The organism is Polynucleobacter aenigmaticus (assembly GCF_002206635.1).
Taxonomy (GTDB): Bacteria; Pseudomonadota; Gammaproteobacteria; order Burkholderiales; family Burkholderiaceae; genus Polynucleobacter; species Polynucleobacter aenigmaticus.
The window spans coordinates 72221-98044 of the sequence record NZ_NGUO01000008.1 but is presented as its reverse complement, the minus strand read 5'-3'; the positions used below and the strand labels follow the sequence as shown (position 1 = coordinate 98044).

General features: G+C 44.5%; 25 protein-coding genes and 1 tRNA gene. 3 read left to right on the top strand and 23 right to left on the bottom strand.

What is annotated here, in order from left to right:
* The 10 genes from fliN to fliF form a co-directional block, all read right to left on the bottom strand.
* Nucleotides 1-435: a flagellar motor switch protein FliN gene (gene fliN, locus CBI30_RS05200; RefSeq protein WP_088527251.1), complete on the bottom strand. Its 435-nt coding sequence runs from the start codon at nt 433-435 to the stop codon at nt 1-3.
* Nucleotides 425-1432: a flagellar motor switch protein FliM gene (gene fliM / locus CBI30_RS05195; RefSeq protein WP_088527250.1), complete on the bottom strand. Its 1008-nt coding sequence runs from the start codon at nt 1430-1432 to the stop codon at nt 425-427. Before fliM ends, fliN begins: the two co-directional genes overlap by 11 nt.
* Nucleotides 1433-1449: 17 nt before the next feature.
* A complete protein-coding gene (fliL, locus tag CBI30_RS05190; protein ID WP_088527249.1) occupies nt 1450-1959 on the bottom strand; it encodes a flagellar basal body-associated protein FliL in 510 nt (169 codons plus the stop codon).
* Nucleotides 1960-2100: 141 nt separating this feature from the next.
* Nucleotides 2101-2436 (bottom strand): BLUF domain-containing protein, encoded by a 336-nt coding sequence (locus tag CBI30_RS05185; protein ID WP_088527248.1) that lies wholly within the window; start codon nt 2434-2436, stop codon nt 2101-2103.
* Nucleotides 2437-2450: 14 nt separating this feature from the next.
* Nucleotides 2451-3551, bottom strand: coding sequence for a flagellar hook-length control protein FliK (locus CBI30_RS05180; RefSeq protein ID WP_161492276.1), 1101 nt, complete (start codon nt 3549-3551; stop codon nt 2451-2453).
* A 143-nt stretch (nt 3552-3694) separates the two neighbouring features.
* Entirely contained in the window at nt 3695-4120 is a 426-nt protein-coding gene (gene fliJ / locus CBI30_RS05175) for a flagellar export protein FliJ (protein WP_161492275.1), read from the bottom strand.
* A 17-nt stretch (nt 4121-4137) separates the two neighbouring features.
* On the bottom strand, nt 4138-5562 hold the full coding sequence (gene fliI, locus CBI30_RS05170) for a flagellar protein export ATPase FliI (protein ID WP_088527315.1): 1425 nt from the start codon (nt 5560-5562) through the stop codon (nt 4138-4140).
* A gap of 44 nt (nt 5563-5606) precedes the next feature.
* Nucleotides 5607-6281 (bottom strand): FliH/SctL family protein, encoded by a 675-nt coding sequence (locus CBI30_RS05165; protein WP_088527245.1) that lies wholly within the window; start codon nt 6279-6281, stop codon nt 5607-5609.
* A complete protein-coding gene (gene fliG, locus CBI30_RS05160) occupies nt 6265-7263 on the bottom strand; it encodes a flagellar motor switch protein FliG (RefSeq protein ID WP_088527244.1) in 999 nt (332 codons plus the stop codon). Before fliG ends, CBI30_RS05165 begins: the two co-directional genes overlap by 17 nt.
* Nucleotides 7256-8869, bottom strand: coding sequence for a flagellar basal-body MS-ring/collar protein FliF (gene fliF / locus CBI30_RS05155; protein ID WP_088527243.1), 1614 nt, complete (start codon nt 8867-8869; stop codon nt 7256-7258). Before fliF ends, fliG begins: the two co-directional genes overlap by 8 nt.
* Nucleotides 8870-9100: 231 nt before the next feature.
* On the opposite strand from fliF, the gene fliE reads away from it, so the two are divergent.
* On the top strand, nt 9101-9481 hold the full coding sequence (gene fliE / locus CBI30_RS05150; RefSeq protein WP_088527242.1) for a flagellar hook-basal body complex protein FliE: 381 nt from the start codon (nt 9101-9103) through the stop codon (nt 9479-9481).
* 106 nt (nt 9482-9587) lie between these two features.
* Complete coding sequence (locus tag CBI30_RS05145) at nt 9588-10691, top strand: RNA-guided endonuclease InsQ/TnpB family protein (protein ID WP_088527241.1); 1104 nt, start codon at nt 9588-9590, stop codon at nt 10689-10691.
* 17 nt (nt 10692-10708) lie between these two features.
* Here CBI30_RS05145 and CBI30_RS05140 read toward each other — a convergent pair whose 3' ends face one another.
* From CBI30_RS05140 to CBI30_RS05115, 6 genes are all read right to left on the bottom strand, one after another.
* Nucleotides 10709-11002, bottom strand: coding sequence for an EscU/YscU/HrcU family type III secretion system export apparatus switch protein (locus CBI30_RS05140; protein WP_088527240.1), 294 nt, complete (start codon nt 11000-11002; stop codon nt 10709-10711).
* Complete coding sequence (gene fliK / locus CBI30_RS05135; protein ID WP_088527239.1) at nt 10995-11939, bottom strand: flagellar hook-length control protein FliK; 945 nt, start codon at nt 11937-11939, stop codon at nt 10995-10997. The genes CBI30_RS05140 and fliK overlap by 8 nt, the downstream gene beginning before the upstream one ends.
* A 22-nt stretch (nt 11940-11961) precedes the next feature.
* Nucleotides 11962-12285 carry a flagellar protein FliT gene (locus CBI30_RS05130; RefSeq protein ID WP_161492274.1) on the bottom strand — a complete coding sequence of 108 codons (324 nt, stop codon included), beginning with the start codon at nt 12283-12285 and terminating at the stop codon, nt 11962-11964.
* 176 nt (nt 12286-12461) lie between these two features.
* A complete protein-coding gene (locus CBI30_RS05125) occupies nt 12462-13109 on the bottom strand; it encodes a response regulator (RefSeq protein ID WP_206075569.1) in 648 nt (215 codons plus the stop codon).
* A 470-nt stretch (nt 13110-13579) separates the two neighbouring features.
* On the bottom strand, nt 13580-14872 hold the full coding sequence (locus CBI30_RS05120; RefSeq protein WP_088527237.1) for an EAL and HDOD domain-containing protein: 1293 nt from the start codon (nt 14870-14872) through the stop codon (nt 13580-13582).
* Between the two features lie 254 nt (nt 14873-15126).
* A complete protein-coding gene (locus CBI30_RS05115; protein WP_088527236.1) occupies nt 15127-15486 on the bottom strand; it encodes a hypothetical protein in 360 nt (119 codons plus the stop codon).
* A 362-nt stretch (nt 15487-15848) separates the two neighbouring features.
* Between CBI30_RS05115 and CBI30_RS05110 the strand changes: the two genes are divergently transcribed.
* Nucleotides 15849-18230 carry a PAS domain-containing hybrid sensor histidine kinase/response regulator gene (locus CBI30_RS05110; RefSeq protein ID WP_088527235.1) on the top strand — a complete coding sequence of 794 codons (2382 nt, stop codon included), beginning with the start codon at nt 15849-15851 and terminating at the stop codon, nt 18228-18230.
* Between the two features lie 158 nt (nt 18231-18388).
* Here CBI30_RS05110 and CBI30_RS05105 read toward each other — a convergent pair whose 3' ends face one another.
* The 7 genes from CBI30_RS05105 to CBI30_RS05075 all read right to left on the bottom strand — a co-directional run bounded on the left by CBI30_RS05105 (nt 18389) and on the right by CBI30_RS05075 (nt 25686).
* A complete protein-coding gene (locus CBI30_RS05105) occupies nt 18389-19147 on the bottom strand; it encodes a sensor histidine kinase (RefSeq protein ID WP_088527234.1) in 759 nt (252 codons plus the stop codon).
* A 367-nt stretch (nt 19148-19514) separates the two neighbouring features.
* Nucleotides 19515-19814: a hypothetical protein gene (locus CBI30_RS05100; RefSeq protein WP_088527233.1), complete on the bottom strand. Its 300-nt coding sequence runs from the start codon at nt 19812-19814 to the stop codon at nt 19515-19517.
* Nucleotides 19815-20021: 207 nt separating this feature from the next.
* Nucleotides 20022-20098 (bottom strand) — tRNA-Gln (locus CBI30_RS05095).
* Between the two features lie 239 nt (nt 20099-20337).
* Nucleotides 20338-22383: a RelA/SpoT family protein gene (locus CBI30_RS05090; protein ID WP_088527232.1), complete on the bottom strand. Its 2046-nt coding sequence runs from the start codon at nt 22381-22383 to the stop codon at nt 20338-20340.
* Between the two features lie 15 nt (nt 22384-22398).
* Nucleotides 22399-24219: an alpha/beta fold hydrolase gene (locus CBI30_RS11390; RefSeq protein ID WP_088527231.1), complete on the bottom strand. Its 1821-nt coding sequence runs from the start codon at nt 24217-24219 to the stop codon at nt 22399-22401.
* 67 nt (nt 24220-24286) lie between these two features.
* Nucleotides 24287-24937, bottom strand: a complete 651-nt coding sequence (locus CBI30_RS05080) for a CoA transferase subunit B (RefSeq protein ID WP_088527230.1) — start codon at nt 24935-24937, stop codon at nt 24287-24289.
* Nucleotides 24938-24987: 50 nt separating this feature from the next.
* Complete coding sequence (locus tag CBI30_RS05075; RefSeq protein ID WP_088527229.1) at nt 24988-25686, bottom strand: CoA transferase subunit A; 699 nt, start codon at nt 25684-25686, stop codon at nt 24988-24990.
* Between the last annotated feature and the right edge of the window lie 138 nt (nt 25687-25824).

The window sequence follows — 25824 nt, the reverse complement described above, 5'->3', positions numbered from 1 at the left end:
TTACTTATTGAGTTTTCGAATGCGTTCTGAAGGCGTAATGATGTCTGTTAGGCGTATACCAAACTTTTCATTAACCACTACAACCTCGCCTTGAGCAACGATGCAGCCATTGACTAAAACATCCATAGGCTCTCCAGCCATACCATCCAACTCAACAACTGAACCCTGTGCCAATTGCAGGAGATTTTTGATGGCAATTTTGGTGCGACCTAGCTCAACAGTAAGTTGTACTGGAATATCTAGAATGAACTCAATATCATTCGTCGGTTTACTCGCTTTATTGTTGCCAACAAATTCATTAAATACTTCTGGTGTTTTTTGCGCTTCACCGACAGCGCTACCTTCAGACTCCATTTGCTCATTCATGGCGGCACCCCAATCCTCTTCGCCAATCGTTTCTTTTTTTTCTTCAATTGGATCAGTCTCATTCGCCATTTTTTTCTCCCTTAATGTACTCACTCGAATTCGATTTCAAAAATTTATCCACTCTCAAGGCGTACTGCCCATTGAAGGTTCCATATCGACAAGACAGGACTGGTACGCTATCGACCTTTACCTCTACCTCTTGGGCAATAGACAGGGGAATCATATCGCCCACTTCCATCGCCAAAATATCTTCTAAAGTTACTGTCTTGGAGCTCAGGTTTGCCACTAACTCGACTTCAGCACTTTGGATTTGTTGGGTCATGAGTCTGACCCAACGCTTATCGACACCAAGGGCTTCCCCTTGCAGTGGAGAGGTCAGCAAGTCCCGGATAGGCTCAATCGTGGCGTAAGGCATGCAAACATGGATTTCACCGCTCACACCTCCCAACTCAACGGTAAATGTTGTAGCAACGACTACCTCATTTGGCGTGGCAATATTGGCAAACTGGGTATTCATTTCTGAGCGAATGTATTCAAATTCTATTGGATACACAGGCTCCCAGGATTGAGAGTAGGCATCAAATAAAATCTCGAGAGTGCGCTGAATAATGCGTTGCTCTGTGAGAGTAAAGTCCCTCCCCTCGACACGCGAATGAAAACGCCCATCCCCCCCAAACATATTGTCAACAATTAAAAACACTAAGCTAGGATCAAAAACGAATAAGCTAGTTCCACGTAATGGCTTTAATTGAACCAAATTGAGATTAGCTGGCACCACTAAATTACGCACGAATTCGCTGTACTTACATGTGCGCAAGGGCCCAACCGATACCTCGGCAGTGCGCCTTAAAAAATTAAATAATCCAATTCGAAATAAACGTGCAAAACGTTCATTGATAATCTCCAGCGTGGGCATCCGCCCCCGCACAATGCGCTCTTGTGTTGCTAGGTTATACGAGCGAATTCCTTGATCTGTGTACTGTGAAGAGGTGGATTCATCTTGATCACCATCCAAACCCTTTAAAAGGGCATCCGCTTCATCTTGCGATAAAAATCCTTCGGCCATGATTATCTATTCTGAGCTCACTGAATAATGAATGAAGTAAAGAAAAGTGTAGTGACGGCTTGCGATTTTTCGCTACCGTAAAAGGGTAGATTAATTTGATCGATAATTTCCTTTACCAATCGATCTTTACCCTCTACGGTATTAATTTCAGATGCTTTTTTAGTCGAAAGTACATACAAAATGCGATTTCTCACTTCTGGCATGCGCTCTTTAATTTTTTCAACGTCTTTGTCGGTAGGCATTTGCAAGGTCATTGAAACTTGCAAAAATTGTTGCTGCATATCTACGTCTGAATGTAAATTAACTGTAAAAACCTCCATCGGCAAATACACCTCTGGTTTTGCCTCTTTTTCTTTTGCCACGGCCTGATCAGCCTCCTCAGCATGCTTACCACCCAAAAAGTAATAAGCAGCGCCACCACCAATTGCCAGCACCACAACAGCAATAATGATGAACAAGATTTTCTTGCTTGATTTGGGTGGGACTTCTACCGATTCTGCCGTTGCTACCGCTGGTGCTTGCGCCATAGTAATACCCAATATTGATTTACAGAGTGATTATGGGTTGCAAACGGTGCCGCAAAAACGAAGAAAAGACGGGGGAATTTACCCTTAATACAGGCTTAGATGGCGTGCAAAATAATTAACTATGCAATTCTAGGTTCGGCCTTATAAAACCTGAGTGGGGTAGGCAATGTGATCGTATTGCTCTGTATCGTGATTAAAGTAGGTCATTGCCCAGCTACCATACTCGCGCATACTAATTTCGCCTTCATGAATCACACTGACGAGAGTATGCCTTGGGTCTACTTCAATCTTCGCATAGAGTGTTTTTATAATTTCTTCATTACCCTCAAGCACTTGCATGAACGATCCGTCTTTAAATACGAGCATGCCCGTAATACCAAACTTTACATTTCTAGCACCAGTATGAAGTGCCAACTCCATAAATTCTGGTCTAGCAAAATTCATCACTGCTGAACTAACGTAGATGAGTTGGTACATAAGCTACTAGATCCCTATGCAAATGTATTGACCAGGCCATCTGAGATTCGGATTTGTCTTTGCATCGAAACAGATGCTGATTTATCCCCAATCAACTGAATGCCTAAGTCAGAAGCCGTGCCTAAATCAGCCCTACCACCTGAAGTGGGCTTTTGTTCAGATGCATTTTGACCTTGTGCATTTCCTGAGCTTACATGAATCTGCCCCAAAGTCATTCCGGATTGCGACATAGATTGACGTAGATGCTCAAGGCCGTCCTGGAGGGCTTGGCGTACGTCAGAATTATTAGATATAAAGGCCGTGTTTACCATGTCATTATTCACCTGAATAATCACCTGAAGCGGACCTAAATCAGGGGGGTTTAGGGTTAGAGTGGCAGACTGCTCCGCCCCACCCAGCATCCACACGATTTTCTGACCGACCTCCTTAGGCCAGGCACTAGACCCTAAGGGGGCGTTGATTGCCTCATGAGCTAGCACAGTACTAGCTTGCGCTTGTATATCGCCCATAGTAAATAACTTGGGTTGCAGTTCTGCCAAGGCTGATGCTACTTGTAAAGCCTGCGCTGAGACATTCATGTCTACCGAGATCGCTGCGCTGCCTTGTGCACCCATATCCATATCGGTTTGCAAGCTGCCTTTTACATTCAGGGTGAAGTTATTAGCGGCAGATGAAGTAGGCAGTGGCATCGCCATGTTGTTTACGGGTAACTCCTGAGAGCCAGCAACATCATGCATCACCTCATCAGGGGCAAACTGAATGGATGTATTGAGCATTCCGGCCACCTTCGATGCCGCATGAACTGGGGATAAGGAATTGGCCACTGGGATTTGATCTATATTTAAGCCCTGAGTCAATGATGCCAGTAAAGCTTGAGTGATCGGGTCGTACTTCCCATTGGGATCAAGCGTAGCAGTCTCTTGCGCAGTAGGTGTAATGCCCTCAGATGCATTGAATAACTGGCGTGCCGCTGGATCCAGATTGGCCTCATCAACTATCGCTAAAGTGTTTTTGGATTCCTCATCGTCCAACTTCTCCTCATTGGGCCTCGCTCTTATTGCATTAACGTGAGTAGCCAGCTTCTGATCCGCCGTAGCTTCATTTGTGTCGCTCATTTTTTTTAAAAGTAGACGGCCAAACGTTGAAAAATGTGATCTATCCAGATTTCGAGGGGTCTGATTGGGGCCGATTAAATCCCTATCCTCCTTGATCGGCTTAATTGAAACTGTTGCCATATTTAACATGATTGCTCACCCGCTTAAGTAGGGAAAAAACGTTTTTGATTGCTGGAAAATTCATCCATCATCTTTTGCTCTCTTTTGAGCTCCTGATGGTGCATTTTTAGTTTCTCACGCTCAATCAGAACTTCATACGAGCGTTTTTTGCTTTGACTGGCCTGCCATAATGCAAGATGGTTTTTAGCCAGATTGCTATAGCCCTCTACTATCTGTTCTTGACCGATAATAGCCCGATCAAGATTTTTTAGAAAAGCCCGGTAATTTAACAGGTCCATCACCTCCATGCCGGATGTCAGAATCAATTGATTACGCGTGACGTACTCATCTCGGTAGGTGCCAAGCTGTTCCCGCTGGGCTTTTGCTTCTGTAATGAGCTGATTGGTTTTAGCTAAGCGTTCGCCAGCTTCAGTTAACTCGCGTTCTGCTAGCTCCAATAAGGTTGTCATGCTAGTTAAGTTGCGGCTCATGTGGTAACCCCCTCGCTCATGATGACAGCAAGCTCCTCTAAGCTCTCTTGAACGCTAGACTTCTCATGAAAATCTTGCTGTAAGAACATATCAATAGCAGCATTTTTACGGATTGCCTCATCTAACACCAAGTCAGTGCCAGAAATATATGCACCTACATTGATTAAATCTCTGCTTCGACTAAAGCGAGAATTGAGTTGCTTTAATTTACGCGCTAATTGCTGATGTTTTACACCAACAATGCTATGCATAACACGGCTAATGGACTGCTCAATATCAATCGCAGGATAATGGCCAGCCTCAGCTAATGATCTATTAAGCACAATATGGCCATCTAAAATAGCGCGAGCAGCATCCGCAATCGGATCTTGTTGATCATCCCCTTCCGTTAACACGGTATAAAAGGCGGTAATAGAACCGCCGCCCTCCTCACTATTACCGGCACGCTCTACCAGGACCGGGAGTTTTGCAAATACTGAAGGTGGATATCCTTTTGTAGCAGGGGGTTCACCCACTGCTAAACCAATCTCACGTTGCGCCATGGCAAAACGTGTGAGCGAATCCATGATGAGCAAAACATGTTTACCCTGATCTCGGAAATATTCAGCGATGGCAGAGGTATAGTTGGCGCCCTGTAAGCGCATCAGCGGAGAAGCATCAGCTGGAGCGGCTATCACTACTGATCGCGCCAAACCTTCTTTACCAAGAATATTTTCAATAAATTCTTTTACCTCACGACCACGCTCGCCGATAAGCCCGACCACAATAACATCGGCATCGGTATAGCGCGCCATCATGCCCAGTAATACACTTTTACCAACACCTGATCCGGCAAATAATCCCATGCGCTGACCTCGACCCACGGTCAACATACTATTAATAGCGCGTACACCCACATCTAATATTTTCTCAATCGGTGCACGATTGAGGGGATTAAGTGGACTTGAGTTTAAAGGGGCATACTCACTGGTGCCTATAGGACCAAGTCCATCCAAAGGGGCTCCAGCGGCATCAAGGACTCGACCTAGTAAAGCAATGCCCACTGGTAATTGACTGATACCACCTGCCGCAGGTTTAGAACTAGACTTTTTTTCTTGATGCAAATTCATGGCCCCAGAGATTGACTTAACGAATACTTGTGTTTTAGGTCCGATCCCCTCAATACCACTTTGGGGCATTAAAAATAAGCGTCCATCATCAAACCCCACTACCTCTGCCTCAAGTTGACGCCCATCTTGCATCGGAATGGAACACACACTGCCAATGGGTAAAAATAGGCCAGATACCTCAATCACCAAACCTGTCACTTTGGTTACCCGCCCAGCAATCTCAAACGCGTCAACAGAGCCCAAGACGTCTTTGCAATTAGTTAAAAAGTATTTCCAGAAGCTCTCGTGAGATGGCTCGGAATACTCGCTCATCAGCCCATCAGTTCCCTCGATAGGCAATAAGCTATCAATTGCGCTCATGAGATACTTTCAAGCCAATCATTTTGGGTGCCGAGGGCATGACAAATATATTGCCAACGGTTTTTGTTGCTAGCATCAATAGTATTGGCTGATGTTTCAACTCGGCAGCCCCCGCGTTCGATTTTGATGTCATCAAACACAACCCAGCCACTCTGGGCTAAGTCCTCTTGCATATGCGTGCGGATAATAGTCGCATCGTGCGGATGTAAAAACAGCTGCAAAGGCTTTGCAACAATCGGTGTTTTGCTAAGCACCTCTTGAATAAGCGACAGAATGGCCTCTGGCTTTACTTTTAACTGGGCCCTTAGCATGGCCTTGGCAATATCGAGCGATAAACTAAGAACCTCTTCAGATATTTGCTCTGCCTTAAGGCCCAATGCGCCACTAAAGTGCGACGTCATTTCAAGCAAAGATTTTTTATCATTAGTCACACTTTGCCTGGCTAAATCCATACCGTTAGCATAGCCCTCTTTCATGCCGCGTTCATAGCCGTCGCGATACGATTTCTCCAATATAACCTTAACTTTTTCAGGAGAAAATATGGGGTCTGGAGCCGGTTTTTTTTGGCCATCAGAACTGGAAGTGCGCTTGGGATTGAGGTCAGCAAAAATTGATTGTCCGGCAGCGCGCTGCTGCTCTTTGGGCGTTGCACCACTAGACATACTGGTCATCCCCACCTTTTCCACCCAGCATAATCTGATCTTCCTCAGCTAACTTACGTACAATCTGCAAGATTGCCTTTTGCTGAGTCTCAACTTCCGAAAGCTTAACGGGGCCCTTGGTTTCTAAATCTTCTTTCATCATCTCAGCTGCACGTGTAGACATATTCTTGAATATCTTCTCACGGAGTTCTTCTGTTGACCCCTTAAGGGCGACAATTAATATCTCTGAAGACACTTCGCGCAACAGGACCTGAATCCCTTTATCGTCAATATTAATAATGTCGTCAAAGATGAACATCTCATCCAATATTTTTTGAGCCATCTCACTGTCGTACTCTTTTAATCCGTCCATCACCGTCACTTCGTTACCGCCGCCCATAAAATTCATGATCTCGGCAGCGGCACGTATACCCCCAATTTGTTTCTTATTGAGACTTTCATTACCCGAAAGCAATTTCGTGAGTACGTCATTTAATTCTTTGAGTGCTGTCGGCTTTACCCCATCTAAAGTGGCAATCCGCAGCATAGCGTCCTGACGTAGACGATCGGTAAAGAAGCCAAGAATTTCAGAAGCCTGATCGGGCTCAAGATGCACCAAAATTGTTGCAATGATCTGCGGGTGCTCGTTGCGAATTAAATCTGCTACTGTTTGGGCATCTATCCATTTCAAACTCTCAATGCCGCTCGCATCCCTACTTTGTAAAATGCGATTTAATAAGCCCGAAGCAATATCATCGCCCAAGGCTTTAGTTAATACCGACCGAATAAACTCATCAGAGTCTTGTCCAAATGTCGAAGTCTCGCTGGTAGCCGACCTAAATTCACCTAAGGCCTCTTGAACCTGTGCATGCTCTACACTTTTCAGTGTAGCCATGGCAGCGCCGAGTTTTTGTACCTCTCGCTGGCCAAGATGCTTCATTACCTCAGAAGCCTCGTCTTCACCCAACGCTAGCATCAAAATCGCGGCCCGCATAATCCCCTCTTCAGCCATTACCACTCACCCATGATGTCACTACGTTAGCAACCATTTTGGGATTGTCTTTTGCCAGTAACTTGGCATTTTGCAAGTCTTGCTGATACCCTTGTCCCGATAATTGTGCTGAGCCCGCCTGGTAGTTGCTTGGGTCATCATTTGCACTTCCTAGACTCTGGGTCAAAGTCCGCGCCTTGGGTTCATGAGTCAAAAGCTTGGTGATCATTGGACTGAGTGCTTTTTTATACAGCAAGAACATTGCTGCAATACCCAAGAGCAACTTAGCAGCATCTTTAGCCATTTCAATATAGGCGGGATTTTTCCAGATCGGTAAGTCAGGAACCTCTTCCGTTTTCACGGGGGAGAAACGGGAGTTCACTACGCTAAGCGAATCTCCACGCTCTTCGCTGTAGCCCATTGCCTGTTTAGCCAACTCGTTAATTTGTTTTTTTTCATCCTCGTTCAGCGGACGCGATGTCACCTTCCCATCCTTGTCTACCTCGTCCTTATGATTCACTACCACCGCTACTGATAGGCGCTTAATTCCGCCCATCGATTTTTGGGAGAAGCGCACGGTCTTATCCACTTCAAAATTGGTAGTAGTGTGCTTTTGAGAGTTTCCGGCTGCTTCTGCGCTAGCAGTAGCCTTTGGGTCCGTACTAAGTGGAGCGGTCGCATTTGCTGGAGGTTGATTGCTTAAAGCGCCAGGGACGCCAGATGCAGCCCCAGAACCGGCAGAACCCGCACCAGAAACAATTGACTCATTTTTTTGTAGGCTGCGAATGACAGCAGTTTCAGGATTTTGGTTGGGTTTAAATATTTCATCAGCTTGCTCACTGCGTGAAAAGTCAATTTCTGCATTCGCCTCAGCATGGACATTTTTCTCACCCACAATCGGCGCAATGATTGCCTCGACTCGCGCAACAATCCCCTTTTGCATCTCTTCAATGTATTTAAGACGACTAGGATCAAGCATTTCCGCATCGCCTTTTTTGCTTGGGTCCGATAGTAAGTTGCCATTCTGATCAACGACATTTACATTGGAAATATCCAGATTGGGAACGCTGCTCGATACCAAGTGCACCACGGCACTGACTTGACGCGGATCCATAGAGCGCCCAGGTTGTAATTTGATTAATACTGATGCTGTAGCCTTTTGCATGTCCCTTACAAATACAGTTGATTTGGGAATGGCCAGATGAACGCGCGCATTCTCAACTACTGAGATGGCTTGTATACTTTTTTCAATCTCCCCTTCTAGCGCACGCTGAAAATTTACCTGCTCAACAAACTGAGATACGCCAAACTTTTGATTTTCTAAGAGCTCAAAGCCAACATTGCCGCCCTTAGGAAGGCCCATTGATGCTAATTTGAGGCGCGCTTGGTGAACTTGGTCAGAGGGAATCATAATGGCGCCACCCCCATCAGCAACTTTATAAGGTACATTCATCTGCTCCAATACGGCGACAATAGCGCCCCCGTCTTTATCGCTAAAGTTTGAAAAGACTACGCGGTACTTTGGCTCTTGGGACCACATCCAAAATGCTGCCATGACAGCTATTACTGCGGCACTACCGATACCCAGAAGAATTTTGCTATTGATGCCTTTTATTAGATCTAACATGTCGGCACCATATACAAAGAGTCTGATTTAAAACAATATGAGCGGTTTATCCACATAAATAAATTTGACCGACCCTTAAGTAATTAGATTATTTGACGTAATTATCAGTAGGGCCAACTTGTTTCAATTGCAGGAATAAGCCCTTTTTTTCCTTCTTATTACCTCATCCCAATCCATTTGCTGCTGTTACATTACCTTTTATAGAGATTTCAAAGGCAGAGGAAGAACATCATGAATATTGGGGCTATTGATTCTGGTCGTATCCAGTCCATGCTTACTCAACTAAAAGCTGCTGCGGCCGATCGCCCTGCAATACCAAGTCAAGCCATCAGCAAAATTGGCGATCATGACTTAATCACTAAAACCCAAAAGAGTAAGTCCGCCCCTACTGTGGACTTTGCTGCGGCACTGAGGTCTTCGCTAGACTCAGTTAACTCCTCTCAATCCAAAGCCGAGGAAATGGGCAAAAGTTTTGCTTTAGGTGACGATAGCGTGGGCCTCTCCGATGTCATGATTGCCGGACAAAAGGCTAGCATCTCATTTCAAGCTACCGTGCAAGTAAGAAATAAGTTAGTTTCGGCCTATCACGACATTATGAATATGCAGGTTTAACAAAAATTCCAAAAAGAAATCCCCCGCGTTCTGGCGGGTGATGAATTTTCGATTTGCTTACCAAAAATAAAATTGCCTACTGCTTACTACTGTATATAATTACAGTATGTCAGGGAGTACTCCGATCGTTACTAGAACGCTGCGCCTTCGCATCAAAGATAAGCATGCCAAAGTGTTGAATACCCTTGCGCGTGAGACGAACTTTGTTTGGAACTTTTGCAATGAACTCTCTTTGCGTCATACGCAAAGAACGGGAAAGTTCATGAGTGGCTATGATTTGCAAAAATATACTGCTGGCGCCTGCAAAGAAGGTTTATTGCTTAATAGCGCCACCGTCCAAATGATTGGTCATGAACTAGCCACCAGGCGAAAACAATTCAAAAAGGTCAAATTATCCTGGCGCAAAAGCAATGGATCACGAAGATCGCTTGGCTGGATACCCTTTCGTCATGACTGCATTAGTTATCGCGGAGGACAAATTCGCTATGCTGGCTACAAGTTCAATATTTGGGACAGTTACGGCCTAGCGGATTATGAACTGGGTTCTGGTACCTTCTCGGAAGACTCCCGTGGACACTGGTATTTCAACACCACGGTCAAAGTAGAGAAGAAGCCCAATACCGCTACTCAGTCCATCGGGATTGATCTCGGGCTCAAAGAATGCGCCGTAACCAGTGACGGCCAGCGTCTTGTTGGGCGTCATTACCGAAAGCTAGAGCAATCACTGGGCATGGCACAAAGAGCCAATAAGAAGTCCTTAGTTAAAGCGCTTCATGCCAAGATCAAGAATCGTCGTAAAGACGAGCTCCACAAGTTCTCGACCATGCTGACGCAGCACTATGGGGCAATATTTGTTGGAAATGTATCCAGTAGCAAACTCATCAAAACCAAGATGGCTAAATCCACGCTCGATGCGGGTTGGTCATCACTCAAAACCATGTTGGAATATAAAAGCGATCACGCTGGCGTAGTCTATGAGGTGATTGATGAGGCTTTTACAACCCAGACTTGTTCGTGCTGTGGCTCTATAGCCGTCAGTAGTCCGAAAGGTAGAGCAGGACTTGGAATAAGAGAATGGACTTGTTCAGATTGTGGTTCGGTCAATGACCGTGACCTCAATGCGGCCAGGAATATTCTTGCGCGAGGACATTCGCGTCTAGCTTTAGGAATCCCCTTCCCTTTCGCAGTAATATCGTGCTTTAGCACTTAGATTGCTGGCGAAGACCTTCAGGGTCTTAGGGAGGGGAGGATGTCAAGTTTTTCCTGCTCCAAACGATACAGCCACGCCAAGACTTCGGCAATCGCCGTATAGAGCTCAGGTGGAATGTGATCATCTAGGTCAACTTGCATTAATAATCCAACCAACTCCTTGGACTGGTGCACATACACTTGATGTTCATTTGCCCTGGCAATAATTTGCTCAGCGACAACTCCGCGTCCACTCGCAACCACTTTAGGGGCAAACTCCCCCTGCACATAGGCCAATGCTACCGCCTGCTGAACAAATTTAGGTTCACTCATAAGGTCTCACCGAAAGCGATTCTAGATTTTGACCGCTATTTTTCAGTGCATCATTTAAGACTCTAAGTTCGCCTTTTAATAAGGCCTCTACATCTGGATCGGCCGCCTCAATCTGAATTCGCAAAATAGAATTACGCACATTAAACCTGGCTACCACTTTATGAAGACTTGGAAAATCTAACTCTACAGTGCTTGTGATGCCCACATCTTCTGCCAATCCTTGAGAGTGGGTAGAAATCCATTGCGAATCCTCCCTACTGGCTTCATCTGCTGCAATAGTCCAGTCCATGACCTGACCAGGCCAAATCAAGCCGCTCCACCGTAAAGCCTGACGCTCCAATACATCTAACTGCTTAGCCACTCCCTGAGAGACATCAAATTGAGTCTGGTTTTGCGGCTCTTGAAATATCAAATCGACAGAGCGCTTGCCCTCAGCAAAATCTGCTAAGTGGGATTCATAAAACAAGCCACTTAAGGAGATGGCATTTTTCAACTCCTGCGCTGTATCTAGGGGGTTGTTGGGTGCGTTCACTAGATATGAATGCATCACTTCAACCCCAGTAGCATGGTTTAACGTTAAATGTAGGTCAGATTCGTGTTGATATTGATTGATTAAAGCACTTGCAGTACTTATGTCCACCTGCTGATCTACCCGGGATCCTACTGAGGCTTGTTTTAACAATAAAAAGCTCGGCCTAGGGTCAGCACTAAGATACTTAAAAGTAAGCATCTGTCCAGGCGTCATGTCCTTACCCAATTTCATGGAGAAAATATCACCACCTAAGCGAACAGCCACCATATGTTCATCTAATTGGGCAATGACTTCGCCAAGGATAAGAGTACCAGCAATAAAACGTGTCCCATGATTGCTAGCTTGGGTGAGAGCAACCCTATCCACTGGAGTAATGAGATCTAGTTTTGATGGCCCACTGATCATGTATGCCTTAGATCAAAAAGACCTAGCCTTCCTTATCTGCAGATTTAGAGCTTCCGGCAATTCTGGCACCCATAATCTGATTAAGTCTTGCCATCCAAGGCTCCATCAACTCCCGAATCTCTTTATCGTTTGATAAAATTTTTTTTAGCATCGCCACTTTTTTTTCGAGTACCTGGGGGCTTAGGGGTGCACGCTCGTCATACACTGGTATTTGATGGATATAGCCCTGACATAACACCTCCAATCTACCCAAACCATCCCAATCCTGACGACGTGCAGCTTCCAACATTTGGCGACTAATCTCCACCATTGATTCATAAAGAGAGATCATTTCTTGGTTGTGCACGTTTTATGAATTATCTATTGGTGTGAATGCAATGAATGTCAGAAGAGAGGTATCTTAGTCAATCTCATGCCCAGCCAAAGGAGATATAAAACCAAGAAAAACCATGTAACTCTGAGAATTGCCTTACGCGCAGGGGCACAGTTAATGCACTTAGCCAGCCCTCAAGGTGGCGATATTTAGCCGACTAAACTATTTTTTATGGCGTAATGGGTTAATTCCGCATTGGTTTTCATATTCATCTTTTTTAAAGCGCGCGTACGATACATGCTAACCGTCTTTACGGATAAAGCCATTTCATCGGCAATCTCGGTAACCGTCATACCCGAGGCGACCTTCACTAGAAACTGATACTCACGATCAGATAAAAGGGTGTGTGGCTCCTCGTGATCCACCTCACCAATGCGATCGGCTAACAACTCCGCCACTACAGGACTAATGAATTTAATATTTGACGCAACCTGTCGAATGGCAGTTAACAGCTCCTTTGTTGAAGCCGCTTTATTAACGTATCCAGAGGCGCCCGCTTTTAAGGCCCGAATAGCATACTGATCTTCAGGGTGCATAGAGAGGATTAAGATGGGTAACTTCTTATTGTCACGACGAATCGCCTTAATCACATCAATGCCACTGCGATCAGGGAGGCTAATGTCCAAAAGAAGGCAGTCCAGAGTAGGATCTTCAGCCAGCCTAATGGCCTCCGCCCCCGTCTCTACTTGAGCAATAACTTCAATCCCAGGGTTTGTCATCAGGATTTGGCAAAGGCCATCCCTCAAAATAGCGTGATCATCAGCTACTGCAATGCGTATTGGTTTCATTAATGCCATTAATACGCTCCCATATCCTCCTTCCACAGGCTAAAAATAGCCGAAAGTGAGATAAAGTCGCGATTAATCAACGCTTCACGCAAACTGACGAAGGGTGAACCTCCTATCATACTAGAAAGTAGAAGGAGAATTTCCTCTAGGTCATCTCATGCTCCACTTTGCAGGGTGCACATTAAAGCAATGCTATAAGTCTTTAATTCCCCTTGGGGGCGGTACAGACCCATTCTTTGCATTGCCACTGCCGTAAATTTTCACCAAAAATGATTTTAACTATTAGTGATTTAAAACACTCTTTTGCCTTACTCATGACCACTCCCCTTCAATTTACTTTCATAAAAGGATGCATCTCGCCATTACGTTTCATCTAAAACTATGTTCTTAATGATTTTTTCGGCAAATTTATATAAAACTTTAATTTTTTGTTGATTTTTTTCGTATAAATATAAAAAATCGTCCCTTTTGAGTGGAGCCTAGGGAAGTTGCCTACTAAATTCATTTGCCCTTGAAATGGCCTGCAATTGAATCTCGGTAATATCCTGTACAGACAAGCCCAAACCGTGTCTGACGGAATCTACCTTAATAAAATCAGCGGCTTCAATAGCCTCAGTCAATAGCAAGGCCTGCCACAACGCACCCTCTTTGCGCAATAGAGCACTTTTTAGGTGATCGGCTAAACCAATTTGATCGAGCAACTCTTCAAGGGGGTCCTGTATCACTGTATGGGCCAATGACAGCATGCCCACCATATGCGCTTGGTCACTTAATCCGGAATGTAAAAAATGGGCATGCTGAGTCAGCAACTCCATAAAACTGGCACGATTAATCACGCGTTGGATTAACTCACTATTTGCCCTACACCCCGGTTCGGCATAAACCAATAACAGCATCCAACGCAGCAATTGCTTTTGACCAAGGATCACTAAGGCCTGACGTACAGTCGTAATATGCAAGCGCCCACCACCGATTCCGACTGAATTAACCAGCCTCAATAAACCCAAAATAAGCTCAGGATTATCTTTAAAAATTGGCTCTAAATCATTGACGCTGGCATCACCAAATAAGATGCCAATAATATGCATGAGACTGTGTTTTTGTGAGTTCAGTTTTTTACTACGTAATACGGTGGGTCTTGAAAAGAAATATCCCTGAAAGAGCGTGTAGCCATGGTCTTTACAGGCCTCGAACTCTTCCTCGGTTTCTACTTTTTCGGCTAGGAAGATGGCTGACGTTGTTCTGCGGATATGGCTGAGCACCGAAAAAACATCTTTACAAGGAGTAGCCCTCAGATCCACCTTGATAAAGTCCACCAAAGGCAAGATGGCATCATATTCAGATCGATAGGAGAAATCATCTAAGGCTAGACGAAAGCCTCTACTCTTTAAGTCATTACAACGATCTACTAAAGCTTGATTAATTTGTACATGCTCAAGGAGCTCCAAAACAATGCGCTCCGGTGGAAGCAACTCCATCGCGTCACTCATGAGTAGGTCGGCGTTGACATTAATAAAGCCATCACATTGACCTAAGACGGACTCCAAACCAAAGTGGCTCATTGCGCTGACAATCACATGCGTACTGGATGCGAGATCATCTGTAATATCCGCGCTAGTAAGGCTATTTTTTGAGCGAAAAAGAATTTCATATGCCACAGTCTCACGCTTGGCATTAAGAATGGGCTGACGCCCGAGGAAAATCTCTTCATCCACTATATCAAGCACCCGATCCTTTGGCCCACCATTCCATTGAGTGCAAATTGAGGGCATCACCACTCACCATTAAAGTTGGAGTGACATTTCCCTGAGTAATTGCTAAAGCTAAGAAAAAATGGGGGCTGTAGATAAGTACTGCATTATTCATTTAGCAAGATGATCCAGAAATACATTGGGATGAATGCAATGTAAGATAAAAGAGCTCTATTCATTTCCCCGAATAGAACTCATTTTTTAGCTTAATTCTTTAAGCAGTCAAATACCACCATGCAATCTGATTTTTGTGTGTTAGTTTGAGCCCCCCCCCCCTAAGCCTTGGTACTCACTAAGGCACCTATCCCTGGAAAATGGCCGCGCTCAAGCTCTTGAACTTGCTCACCCCTTAACTCGGAGGGCTGTAGATCTAGGTTCTTGCGTAAGCCCTGTAACTCATCAAGGACATTTTTAGCGCCATCTAGATTGCCGGACTTAATTGCCTGCTCAATTTTGCTAAATAAGCTAGCTGGGCTTAGGCCTCCCGCCCCTTTAAGCCCGAAAATTGCCTCTTGCGCAGCACCTAGATTGCCCGTTTTCAAAGCCGCTGATAATGCGCTGGAATACTCTTGACGTTGCTGAATATTCTCAGCAATCGTGAAGGGTACATAGGGGGTTGTCGAATTAATTTCCATAGTGATTATCCATAATCTAAAACATCAAAGTCATTGAACCTGAAGTCAAATTATTCAAACGAGATCCGCCTGAATAAAATTGCTCATTACAAAAACTCCTTACACAACCATTAACGGCTAATTTATAGAAATCTGTAGCGACATCTAACCTCTAATTTTTGATTTGTAGGACAAAAGATTTTTAATTTGTAAGACGAAGGATGACAAGGATAGTTAAAACGCATGAATAGCAGCTAAAAATTGTCTAATATGAAAAATGACCTCAATCAAATTGAAATTAAAATAGCTTAAGAATCAATAACGAATATTGTTACTGAGTACAATGAACTTATAATCCCGCTAAGTTTACGGAGACTTCAATCATGAATACCATACTTGAAAACGCCTCAAATAATTCTGATGGATGCATTACTTCTACCGAATTAGCCAATACTGAATTGATTACAGAAGGATCAGCGAATGGTTTTTTTGCGATTGACGAGAAGGGGAATTTTACTCAGGCAAATCAGATTTATTGTGATCTGCTCGGATTTACCGAGGCTGAATTAGTACACCTGAATATTTTAGATGTGCAAGCATCAAGTTCCCCTGAAAAACGGGACACCTATTTGCGGCAAATTATGTCCCTAGGTAGCGCTCGCTTTGAAGATCAGCATTGCCATCAAAATACATCTGTATTCCCCATCAATATCAGTGCATTTTATAGTCACAAAGATAGCCAAATATTTTGCTTTGTTCAAAATCATTCTGAACAGGCCAAGATACAGGAAGCTCTGAATTTAGCAAGCAAGGTGCTTGCTCGTGCAAATGACTTCGTCATTGTTTGCGAAGCGGAACCGATTAGTCTGCCAGGCCCCAGAATTGTTTATGTAAATGAAGCCTTTAGTAGGGTTACTGGATATAGCGCTCAAGAGGTGATTGGACTTACGCCCCGCTTATTACAAGGATCAAAATCAGACCCCACAACCATGCATCGTGTGCGCACTGCCCTAAAAACATGGCAGCCCATTCGAGAAGAGATACTTTATTACAAAAAAAATGGAGAAGAATTTTGGTGTGAAATTGATATCACACCAGTTGCAAATGAGTTGGGCTGGGTTACTCACTGGATCTCGATTCAGCGCGATATTACTCAACGTAAATTAGCTGAAGCAGATACTGCGAAAAAACAGACTGAATTAAATATGCTCAACTTTGCCATGTCAAGAGCCAATGACTGCATCATGATCGCAAAAGACCCTTCCACCTCTGAACATAAAAAACTAGAGGTCATCTACGTTAATCAGGCGTTTGAAGAAGAAACGGGATATCAATTAGAAGAGGTGGTCGGAAAATCTCTCAGGATTTTGAGAGGCCCTGAATCTAACCCCGCTACATTTGACCGAATTAACTTAGCCATTAAATTAAAAAAGGCCATAAGAGAAGAGGTTCTCAATTATCGTAAAAATGGTGAAGTATTTTGGACTGAATTAGATATATCCCCCATCATGAATGGTGCTGGAGAAACAACGCACTGGCTATCCATTCAAAGAAATATTGAGAAGCGTAAAGCCACTGAATTAGTGCTCGAAACAGCCAAACTAAAATCTGAGGCGCTTTCCCAACTCAAAAATGACTTCATTGCGAACATGTCACATGAAATTCGCACACCCATGAACGGCATTATTGGGCTATCCACGCTTGCTCTCAACTACCCCATGAGCAGTGAAGTGAGGGATTATCTTACCAATATCGAAGCTGCCTCAAATGGACTGCTCCGGATCTTGAATGATATTCTTGATTTTTCCAAACTCGAATCCAATGCGGTTCAAATTGAAAATAATCCATTAAATCCGCAAGAGTTACTCAGTGACATCTACGACCTTCTATTCCCTAGTCTCACAGAAAAGAATTTAGATCTTTGCATCAATCTTGACCAACACATTCCAAAAAAACTACTTGGTGATTCTCTCAGAATTAAACAAATATTATTAAATCTAGTGGGTAATGCTCTTAAATTCACTTCGTCTGGCAAGGTTAGCATTAACCTCATTACAGTGAACTTACTCGAAAATTCTGCACGCATTCGTTTTGAGATTAAAGATTCAGGCTCGGGCTTTAGCCCCAAAGATCTCAATAAATTAAAACTGGCATTTAATCAAGGTGATGGCTCCCCTACACGCCGCCATGGAGGCATTGGCCTAGGGCTTACTATCAGCAGTCAACTGCTTGCACTCATGGGTAGTCAGCTAGGGATCGCGAATAATCCACAAGGCGGAGCCTGCGTAAGTTTCGAGCTCAATTTCAAAATTCCAGGCAAGGCCCTCTCGGAGAATGAATCCCCATCCTCCCAAAAGAGTAAAAAAATCACAACAACTACCAACCCCACAGAAAATACACTGCTTGGTAAACGTATTCTCGTAGCTGAAGACAACCGTATAAATCTACAGGTAATCAAAGAGTTTCTCAAAAGAGCGGGTGCCGAGGTCGATACCGCCGTCAATGGCTTTGAGGTATTAGAGCTTATTGCCTCCAATAAATATGATGCCGTCTTGATGGATGCTCAAATGCCAGAGATGGATGGCCTAGAAGCAACCAAGATAATACGAGAAGCGGCGCAATACGATAGCCTCCCTATTATTGCAATCAGTGCTGGCGCAAGCGATGAAGAGCGTGCTGATTGTGCTGAGGTCGGCATGAATGATTTCATGGCGAAGCCTATTAATCCAAACGCATTGATTGAAATTTTGCAGCGCTGGCTTTAATCGCTACAGCTAAGCGCCCATCTAAAAATCTAAGTACATCCAGCAATATCTAAATCCCTCAGTTTGACAGTACCACCCCGTCGATTACAAGTGCCGTATAGGCTTGATGCATGAATACGGCGCGACATAAAAGTTCAGCCACTTTGATGTCGGCTGAATTAATCCAGACAACGCGGGAATGTGAGCATAAAGCAAGCACCCGAACCCTCTGCGTTAGATGCGGTAACTGTAGCTTGATGATTATCTAAAATGCTCTTACATAACCATAAGCCCAGACCGAAATGACCTGATTTGGTGGTGTATAGCATCTCATAAAGATGTCCATTATCAGAAGCAGATAAACCGGCGCCACTATCACAAATACGAAGACGAATGAGTTGACCATCACCTTCTAATTGCACAAAAATATTGCGCGGCCCCTGCGCGCCTCGCAAAGCGTCGACCGCATTGCTCAAAATAGCCGACACTGCCATTCTTAATTGATCGGTGTCGCCAACCATTATTAAATTAGGCGCGATATTGAACTGCAATTGAATTTGATTGGCTTGACACTCGATCATTGCGATAGCGCCGATATCTTCGAGCAGGACGCCTAGATCAATGCGCTTAATCACATCCTTTTTGAAAGATAAAAAACCTCTTAAGCGTGCAAGTAAATCAATCGCGCCGTCACTTATTGTGAGAATATTTTTGGCAATCTTTTGAGTTAAATCTGAAGCGCCCTCTTGATGCAATCGGTGTATGAGTAGTTCAGCATTCAGTCGAATAGCCACTAAAGGTTGATTTACATCATGCATCAGCAGGCTAGACATCAATCCAACCTGGTTCCCGCGATAGACGGCTAATAGAACCTTAAATAGCTGGTCATCATTCCGTAGATACGTTTCAAGATTAGGATTTTGCTCAAAAGTAGGCATTGTTTAAATCAATTTAAATTCAATAAAGCATTAAACATAAATGGGAGGCCCCTGAAATAAACAAGCAATATTGATATCAATATCATTAATTCTAACTGCTTAATCTTTGCTCTGAAAGTTGGGATTAGCAATCTTCAATTTTCAATCCAATAAAAGGACAGGTAAATCTATTTAAAATGATCCCAATGCACCTCTTGGAGATAAGGTAATGCTTGGGGCTATGCTGATTACAGTTGCTACCACCCTATTTCTTGGGTTTTAATCAGTATTTTTTAAAATAGGCGCACTGCTAGTTACCATTCTGCGCACTAGCTCCAGCGCCAGCTTCATACTGCTAAAAGGTCGAGCTGCGTAGTGGCATCTCCTACTACTTGGATTTCTTTTTATAAGTTGCAAGCTCTAAAGCGGCCTTAGTTGCAGTTAATTCCGCCTCCATTTCAACCAGAGTCTCTTCAGAAGTCTTCAGTTTTTCTTCAAGCTCTTTGCCGTCTTTCGTTAAAGTGGCTATGGTCACCTCATTGGCGAGAACCTCTTCACGGGCGATAGAAATCTTGCTCTCTAACTCCTTATTTTTCATGATAGTTAAACCAAGTCCAGTACCTAAAGCGGCACATAGACTGAACGCTACCAATATGATAATTTTTTGACTGTCTAATTTAAGATTCATGTTTAATATCTAAGTTATGACACTCCCAGCCACATGGGTCACGCGAAATGCGTGTATACGGGTACCACTTACCTGCAAATCATAAGCGTTTGTTTTAAATTTCTAACGTAGATTTAAGACGAAAATATGCCCTAATTCGAGCAAATGAGTTGCCAATCTACTGCTCGCATAAACAGGTGCTTAGAAATCGAGCCGGGGCATTATTTCTGGCAGGGGAAGAAGGATTCGAACCTTCGCATGCTGGAATCAAAATCCAGTGCCTTAACCAGCTTGGCGATTCCCCTACAGGTCAATCTGAAGAAATCAAATTGTAAGCGGAATTTTTATTGGCTATCTATGGATTAGCGCCTAGTATTAGGTGCTTTTCAAACCAAGAATATTAAGTGTTTGTTTAAATGCTAAAGACAAACAACAAGTACCAAAAAAGTCTTAATAAACCACTATTGAATGTTAAGTAGGCAGGCAGACTCTTTTAATAACGTCCAACCAACTAAGCTACGAGCCTATATATAGCCATAGAATATTACCGGCGGCGCACATGAGTCACACCTTTGACCTCTTCCAGGCTGTTTTGCACCAGTCGTAGCGCTTCAGAGTCTTTAATTTCCACAGTTAATAGGATTTGGGCTAAACCTCTTTTAGCAGATTTACGCAAATCAATCACATGCACACCTTGCCTTGTCAGAATCTCAAAGAGTTCACGCATTAATTCGGGGCGATCTAAACCACTCACTGCCAAGTCTGCAGGAAATACCTTTTTAGAATCACTTGCTAACGCATGGCTAGTGTCTGAGTGGTTCCAAGCCGTTTGTATCACCCGCTCAGGCGCTCTTTCCAAAAGACCACGAAAGGTTTTACAAGAGCGTCGATGAATGGATACCCCGCGACCCTGCGTAACAAATCCTGCAATCGCATCAGGGGGTACTGGTCGGCAGCATCGTGCTAATTGAGTTAAGAGGGAATCAACCCCCACAACCAAGACATCGCTACTGTGACCCTGCTTACGGCTACTTTGCCTGAGAACGATCTCAGGCGGTGGCACCGGTACTTTTCCTTCAGTCTTTTGATCTGGCTTGATATCGGCCGTCTTGCCCTGTTGACCTGTCTCCTCATCATCCAGAGCATTAAACCAAGCACGTACTCGCGTACGGGCTCTTTGAGATCTTAAGTAGTGACGATCTGGGCTAATCCAATCGCGAGATGGCCCCCCATGCTTAACAGCGATGATCTCTACAGTTTGGCCATTTTGTAAGGGGGTATCCAAAGGAACCATAGCGCCATCTAACTTGGCCCCTCTACAACGATGGCCCAAGTCGGTATGGACTGCATAAGCAAAATCAATTGGGGAAGAACCCTTCTCTAGGGAGATCACTTTACCTAAAGGGGTGAGCACATAAATATGATCATCAATCTCGTGATGCTTGAGCTGCTCCCAAGCATCTTCTTTCCAGGAGATCAGCTGTCTTGCCCAAGCAATTTGCCGCTCATAAGCAACTGCTGCACTATGCGTACCGGTTTGTTGGCTTGACATTGGAGTGCTAGAGGGCTGGGGGTTGGCGGGCCTATTTTTTGGCGGAGTTGCAATACCAACATAGGCGCCTTCCTTATAGCGCCAATGTGCAGCTAAACCGTACTCAGCCTGCTGATGCATTTCATGAGTACGCACCTGAATCTCAAATGCAGTCCCATCCTCATCCATCACCACAGTGTGAAGTGATTGATAGCCATTGGGCTTGGGTCTGGCAATGTAATCGTCGAACTCACGTGGAACTGGTTGCCAGACGTTATGGACTAAACCCAAAATGGCGTAACAAGATTTAACGTCATCGACCAAAACTCTAAAGGCTCTCACGTCATAGAGGTTAGCAAAGTCCAATGACTTGCCCTCCATCTTTTTCCAGATACTGTAGATATGTTTTGGGCGACCCTGGACCTCACCGTCGATATGAGCTGCATTTAACTCTTGCTTGAGCCTTCTGACGATGTGCTCAATAAACGATTCACGCTCAATGCGCTTCCCAGCCAGCATCTTTGCAATGTCACGATAGACCATTGGAGAAAGGACACGAAATGCCAGATCCTCCATCTCCCACTTCATCTGCCAGATACCTAAACGATTTGCCAAGCTTGCATCAATATTGAGAATTTCTTGCGCCCATGCCTTTGGCATCTCGATCTTTTCATGGGTAATCCAGCGCAGTGTTTGCAAACGGGAGGCCAGATAGATCAGTACCACACGCAAGTCATCACCAAAGGCGAGCAGCATCTTCCTGAGCATTTCTTCCTGACCAGAAATACCTAGACCGCCATCATTGCGAACGAGCTTGGCTTGTGCCTGTCTAAGGCCTCGGTATCCAATCAATAGCTTGGCTGACTCTTCACCAATTAACTTAATGAGCGCTTCTTTGCTATGAGTACGCGCAATATTGCTTGCAGCAGTTAAGGTTGCCTCATCAAGATGAAGAAGCTTGAGAATGCTTAGTACGCCGGCAGCATGCTCTTCAGAGGGCTCGCCATACCAGCCATCAACTATTTCGAAGTTCTCAGATGCATTGCCGGCACGTGACATTGGAGGAGGGAATACTTAACTAAAAAATTCTTTTACTAAAGCGATTTGCTCTGGCTTCACAAAAGCAGGCGCATGCCCTACTCCTGGAATTTCAATACTACGAATATGAGGGTTGACCTTACACATCTCGGCCACCGTTTTTGCAGATAATAAGTCAGAGACTCCACCGCGCACAATCAGCATTGGAATATGGATCTGTTTAAAAGCATGCCACATCGCCATCTCTCCTGCTTTTGCCATGATCGGATTGACTGATGCAAACGGCACAGAAATATCTGGGTCATAGTGCATTACCCAAAAGCCATCTTTTTGCACCAGCATTGGGCCGTTATAGATTTCCCACTCTTCTGGTGTATGCAAGCCAAAGGAAGCGCAGATCTCATTTAAGCGTTGTAAAGCATCGGCTCGATTAGTGAAAGCAAAAGGCTGCCCCACATAAGAGCCTAAGCGCTGAATTGCCTCTGGCTCAATTCGTGGGCCCACATCATTAATCAACATGCGACGAATTGGGCTCTTTGGCATTGAGGCATAAACCATACCAATCAGGCCTCCCATCGAAGTTCCAAACCAATCTACTTGAGTCACGCCTAGTTGCTTGATTAGCGTGGCCATGTCGGATACGTATTGCGGGACCGCATAAAGCATAGGGTTCTTTAAGCGATCAGAATCACCTCGCCCCACGATATCCGGACAAACAACGTAGTACTCCTGACTCATCGCCTCCGCTACGGTTTTGAAATCACTACCCCTGCGAGTGAGGCCATGAACACAAACCAATACTTTTGGGTTGATGGGATTTCCCCAGGCGTGATAAGCCATGCGATGAGGGCCGTCACCACTCGCGCAAGTCACGTAAAAGGTTTCGCCCTGATGAATAATGGTGGATTTTTTAATCTCAACTTGAAGCTGCTCATCATGCGTGTGCTCGTCCACCATGCCTGCCACTTCGGGCTGTAGGGTCACGTGATCAATGCCATGCTTATTCAATAGCATTAAATTAATGCGCCCCATGATGTCTGGCCACTCAGACATTTGGGCTATTTCAATATGCCCAATGAGCGCAGGAAAACTCGGTGTCATTTCCCAAACATGGAGATCATGAACCGCTAATACACCTGGGATATTTTTTAGATCACTACCAACTTCTAAATAGTCGATATGTAAAGGTACCCCCTCCATCAAAAAGTGATAGGACTCACGCAAGATGGAAAAAGTCGACTTCAAAATTAGTAGAGAAACAAAAATAGAGAGCAAGGCATCCGCTGGCATCCAACCAGTAAATTGAATCACTAAGCCGGCAATTAATGCGCCTACAGAACCCAAGAGATCGCCCATAACATGTACCAAAGCCGCGCGAGTGTTCACACTCTTTTTATCGTGCGATAACACCCAAGCAACGATGACATTCATCAATAGGCCAATAGCTGCAACTATGCTCACTGTCAGACCATCCACTTGATGGGGGGTGAAGAAACGCGTTAACGCTTCGCCAACGATCCAAGCAACTAAGGCCAACATGGCAATACCATTAACGAATGCAGCTAGCGCCTCCGCTCGACCAAAACCAAAGGAATGCTTTGGTGATGGCGGTCTTTTAGCGATGATTTGTGCCACTAGAGCCAGACCCAATGCTGCAGCATCGGTCACCATATGAGCAGCATCCGAGATCAGTGCTAAGGACCCAGCAAAATAGGCTGCTGCAGCTTCAACACCCGAAAAACCGAGAGTGAGAACTAAAGCAATCAGCAAGAGATTTTGATTCGACACTTCTTTGCTATGGGAATGCTTGGCATCGCCCTGCTTATGGGCATGAAGTGAATGATCTACAGCGCTCATAAAAGATTCCATAAAAAAAGAAATGGGGTCATTAAGACCCCATTATTTCACTAACTAATGACAGTTGTTAGAAACCTGTTGTATCTACTGGGGCGCCTGTTTTAGATACTACTTCGTCCTTAGTAACACCAGGAGCTAATTCCACCAGCTTTAAGCCCTTCGGTGTGATGTCGAGTACACAGAGGTCTGTAATGATGCGACTAATAACCGCCACACCAGTCAGTGGCAAAGTGCATTTCGGCAAAATTTTGATTTCTTCAGTGCCATCTTTTTTCTTGGCAACGTGCTCCATCAAGACAACTACATGCTTCACACCAGCGACCAAGTCCATAGCGCCGCCCATACCTTTAACCATCTTACCTGGGATCATCCAGTTCGCTAGATCACCATGCTCGCTTACCTGCATTGCACCCAAAATAGCGATGTTGATTTTGCCGCCACGGATCATTCCAAAAGAATCTGCAGAAGAAAAAATTGAGGAGCCAGGCATGGTGGTAATGGTTTGCTTACCCGCGTTGATCAAATCTGCATCGATCGTTGCTTCAGTTGGAAATGGGCCAATACCCAATAAACCATTTTCAGATTGGAGCCAAACTTCCATTCCTTCTGGCACGTGATTGGCTACCAGGGTTGGCATACCAATACCCAGGTTCACGTAGTAACCATCCTTCAGCTCTTTAGCAGCACGTGCTGCCATTTCATCTCTATTCCAAGGCATATCAATCTTCCTAAATATTCTGTATTTTTTTTATATAGTGTCTATGGATATTAAGCTGCAGACAAAGTGCGTTGCTCAATACGCTTCTCAGGCGAAGTGTTGAGCACTAGGCGATGAACATAAATACCTGGCGTATGAATCTGATCTGGATCCAACTCGCCATTCTCAACAATCTCTTCCACCTCAGCAACGGTGATCTTGCCAGCCATTGCCACCACTGGATTAAAGTTGCGTGCTGTGTAGCGATAAACCAAATTGCCAGACTTATCAGCCTTCCATGCTTTTACTAGAGAGATATCAGAAACAATGGCGCGCTCCATGATGTACCTCTCACCATCGAATTCTTTTTCTTCTTTACCTTCGGCAACTAGAGTACCGACACCCGTTTTGGTATAGAAGGCCGGAATACCGCAACCACCGGCGCGCAACTTCTCTGCCAAGGTACCTTGTGGAGTAAATTCCAACTCCAACTCACCAGCCAAGAATTGACGCTCAAATTCTTTGTTCTCACCCACGTAAGAGGCAACCATTTTTTTCACTTGTCTTGAGTTCAACAGCAAACCCAAGCCAAAGCCATCGACCCCAGCGTTATTCGCAATCGCCGTCAGATTTTGTGCGCCCAAATCCTTTACTGCCTGAATCAAGGCCTCTGGAATACCGCAAAGACCAAAGCCACCAAAAGCCAGCTTCTGGCCATCCTTCAAGATATCCCTTAGGGCGTCAACAGCCGATGGGTAAGTTTTATTCATAAATTCGTCCTAATATTGCCAAAAAGGGTAAAAAAGCAATCATAACGCTTTAGATTCTCTAGCCCGTTGGCAATAGGCACTAAGCCAGTTTTCCCCGCTTGGAACTACACTATAGTTGCGGTTTAAAGCCGAATAAAT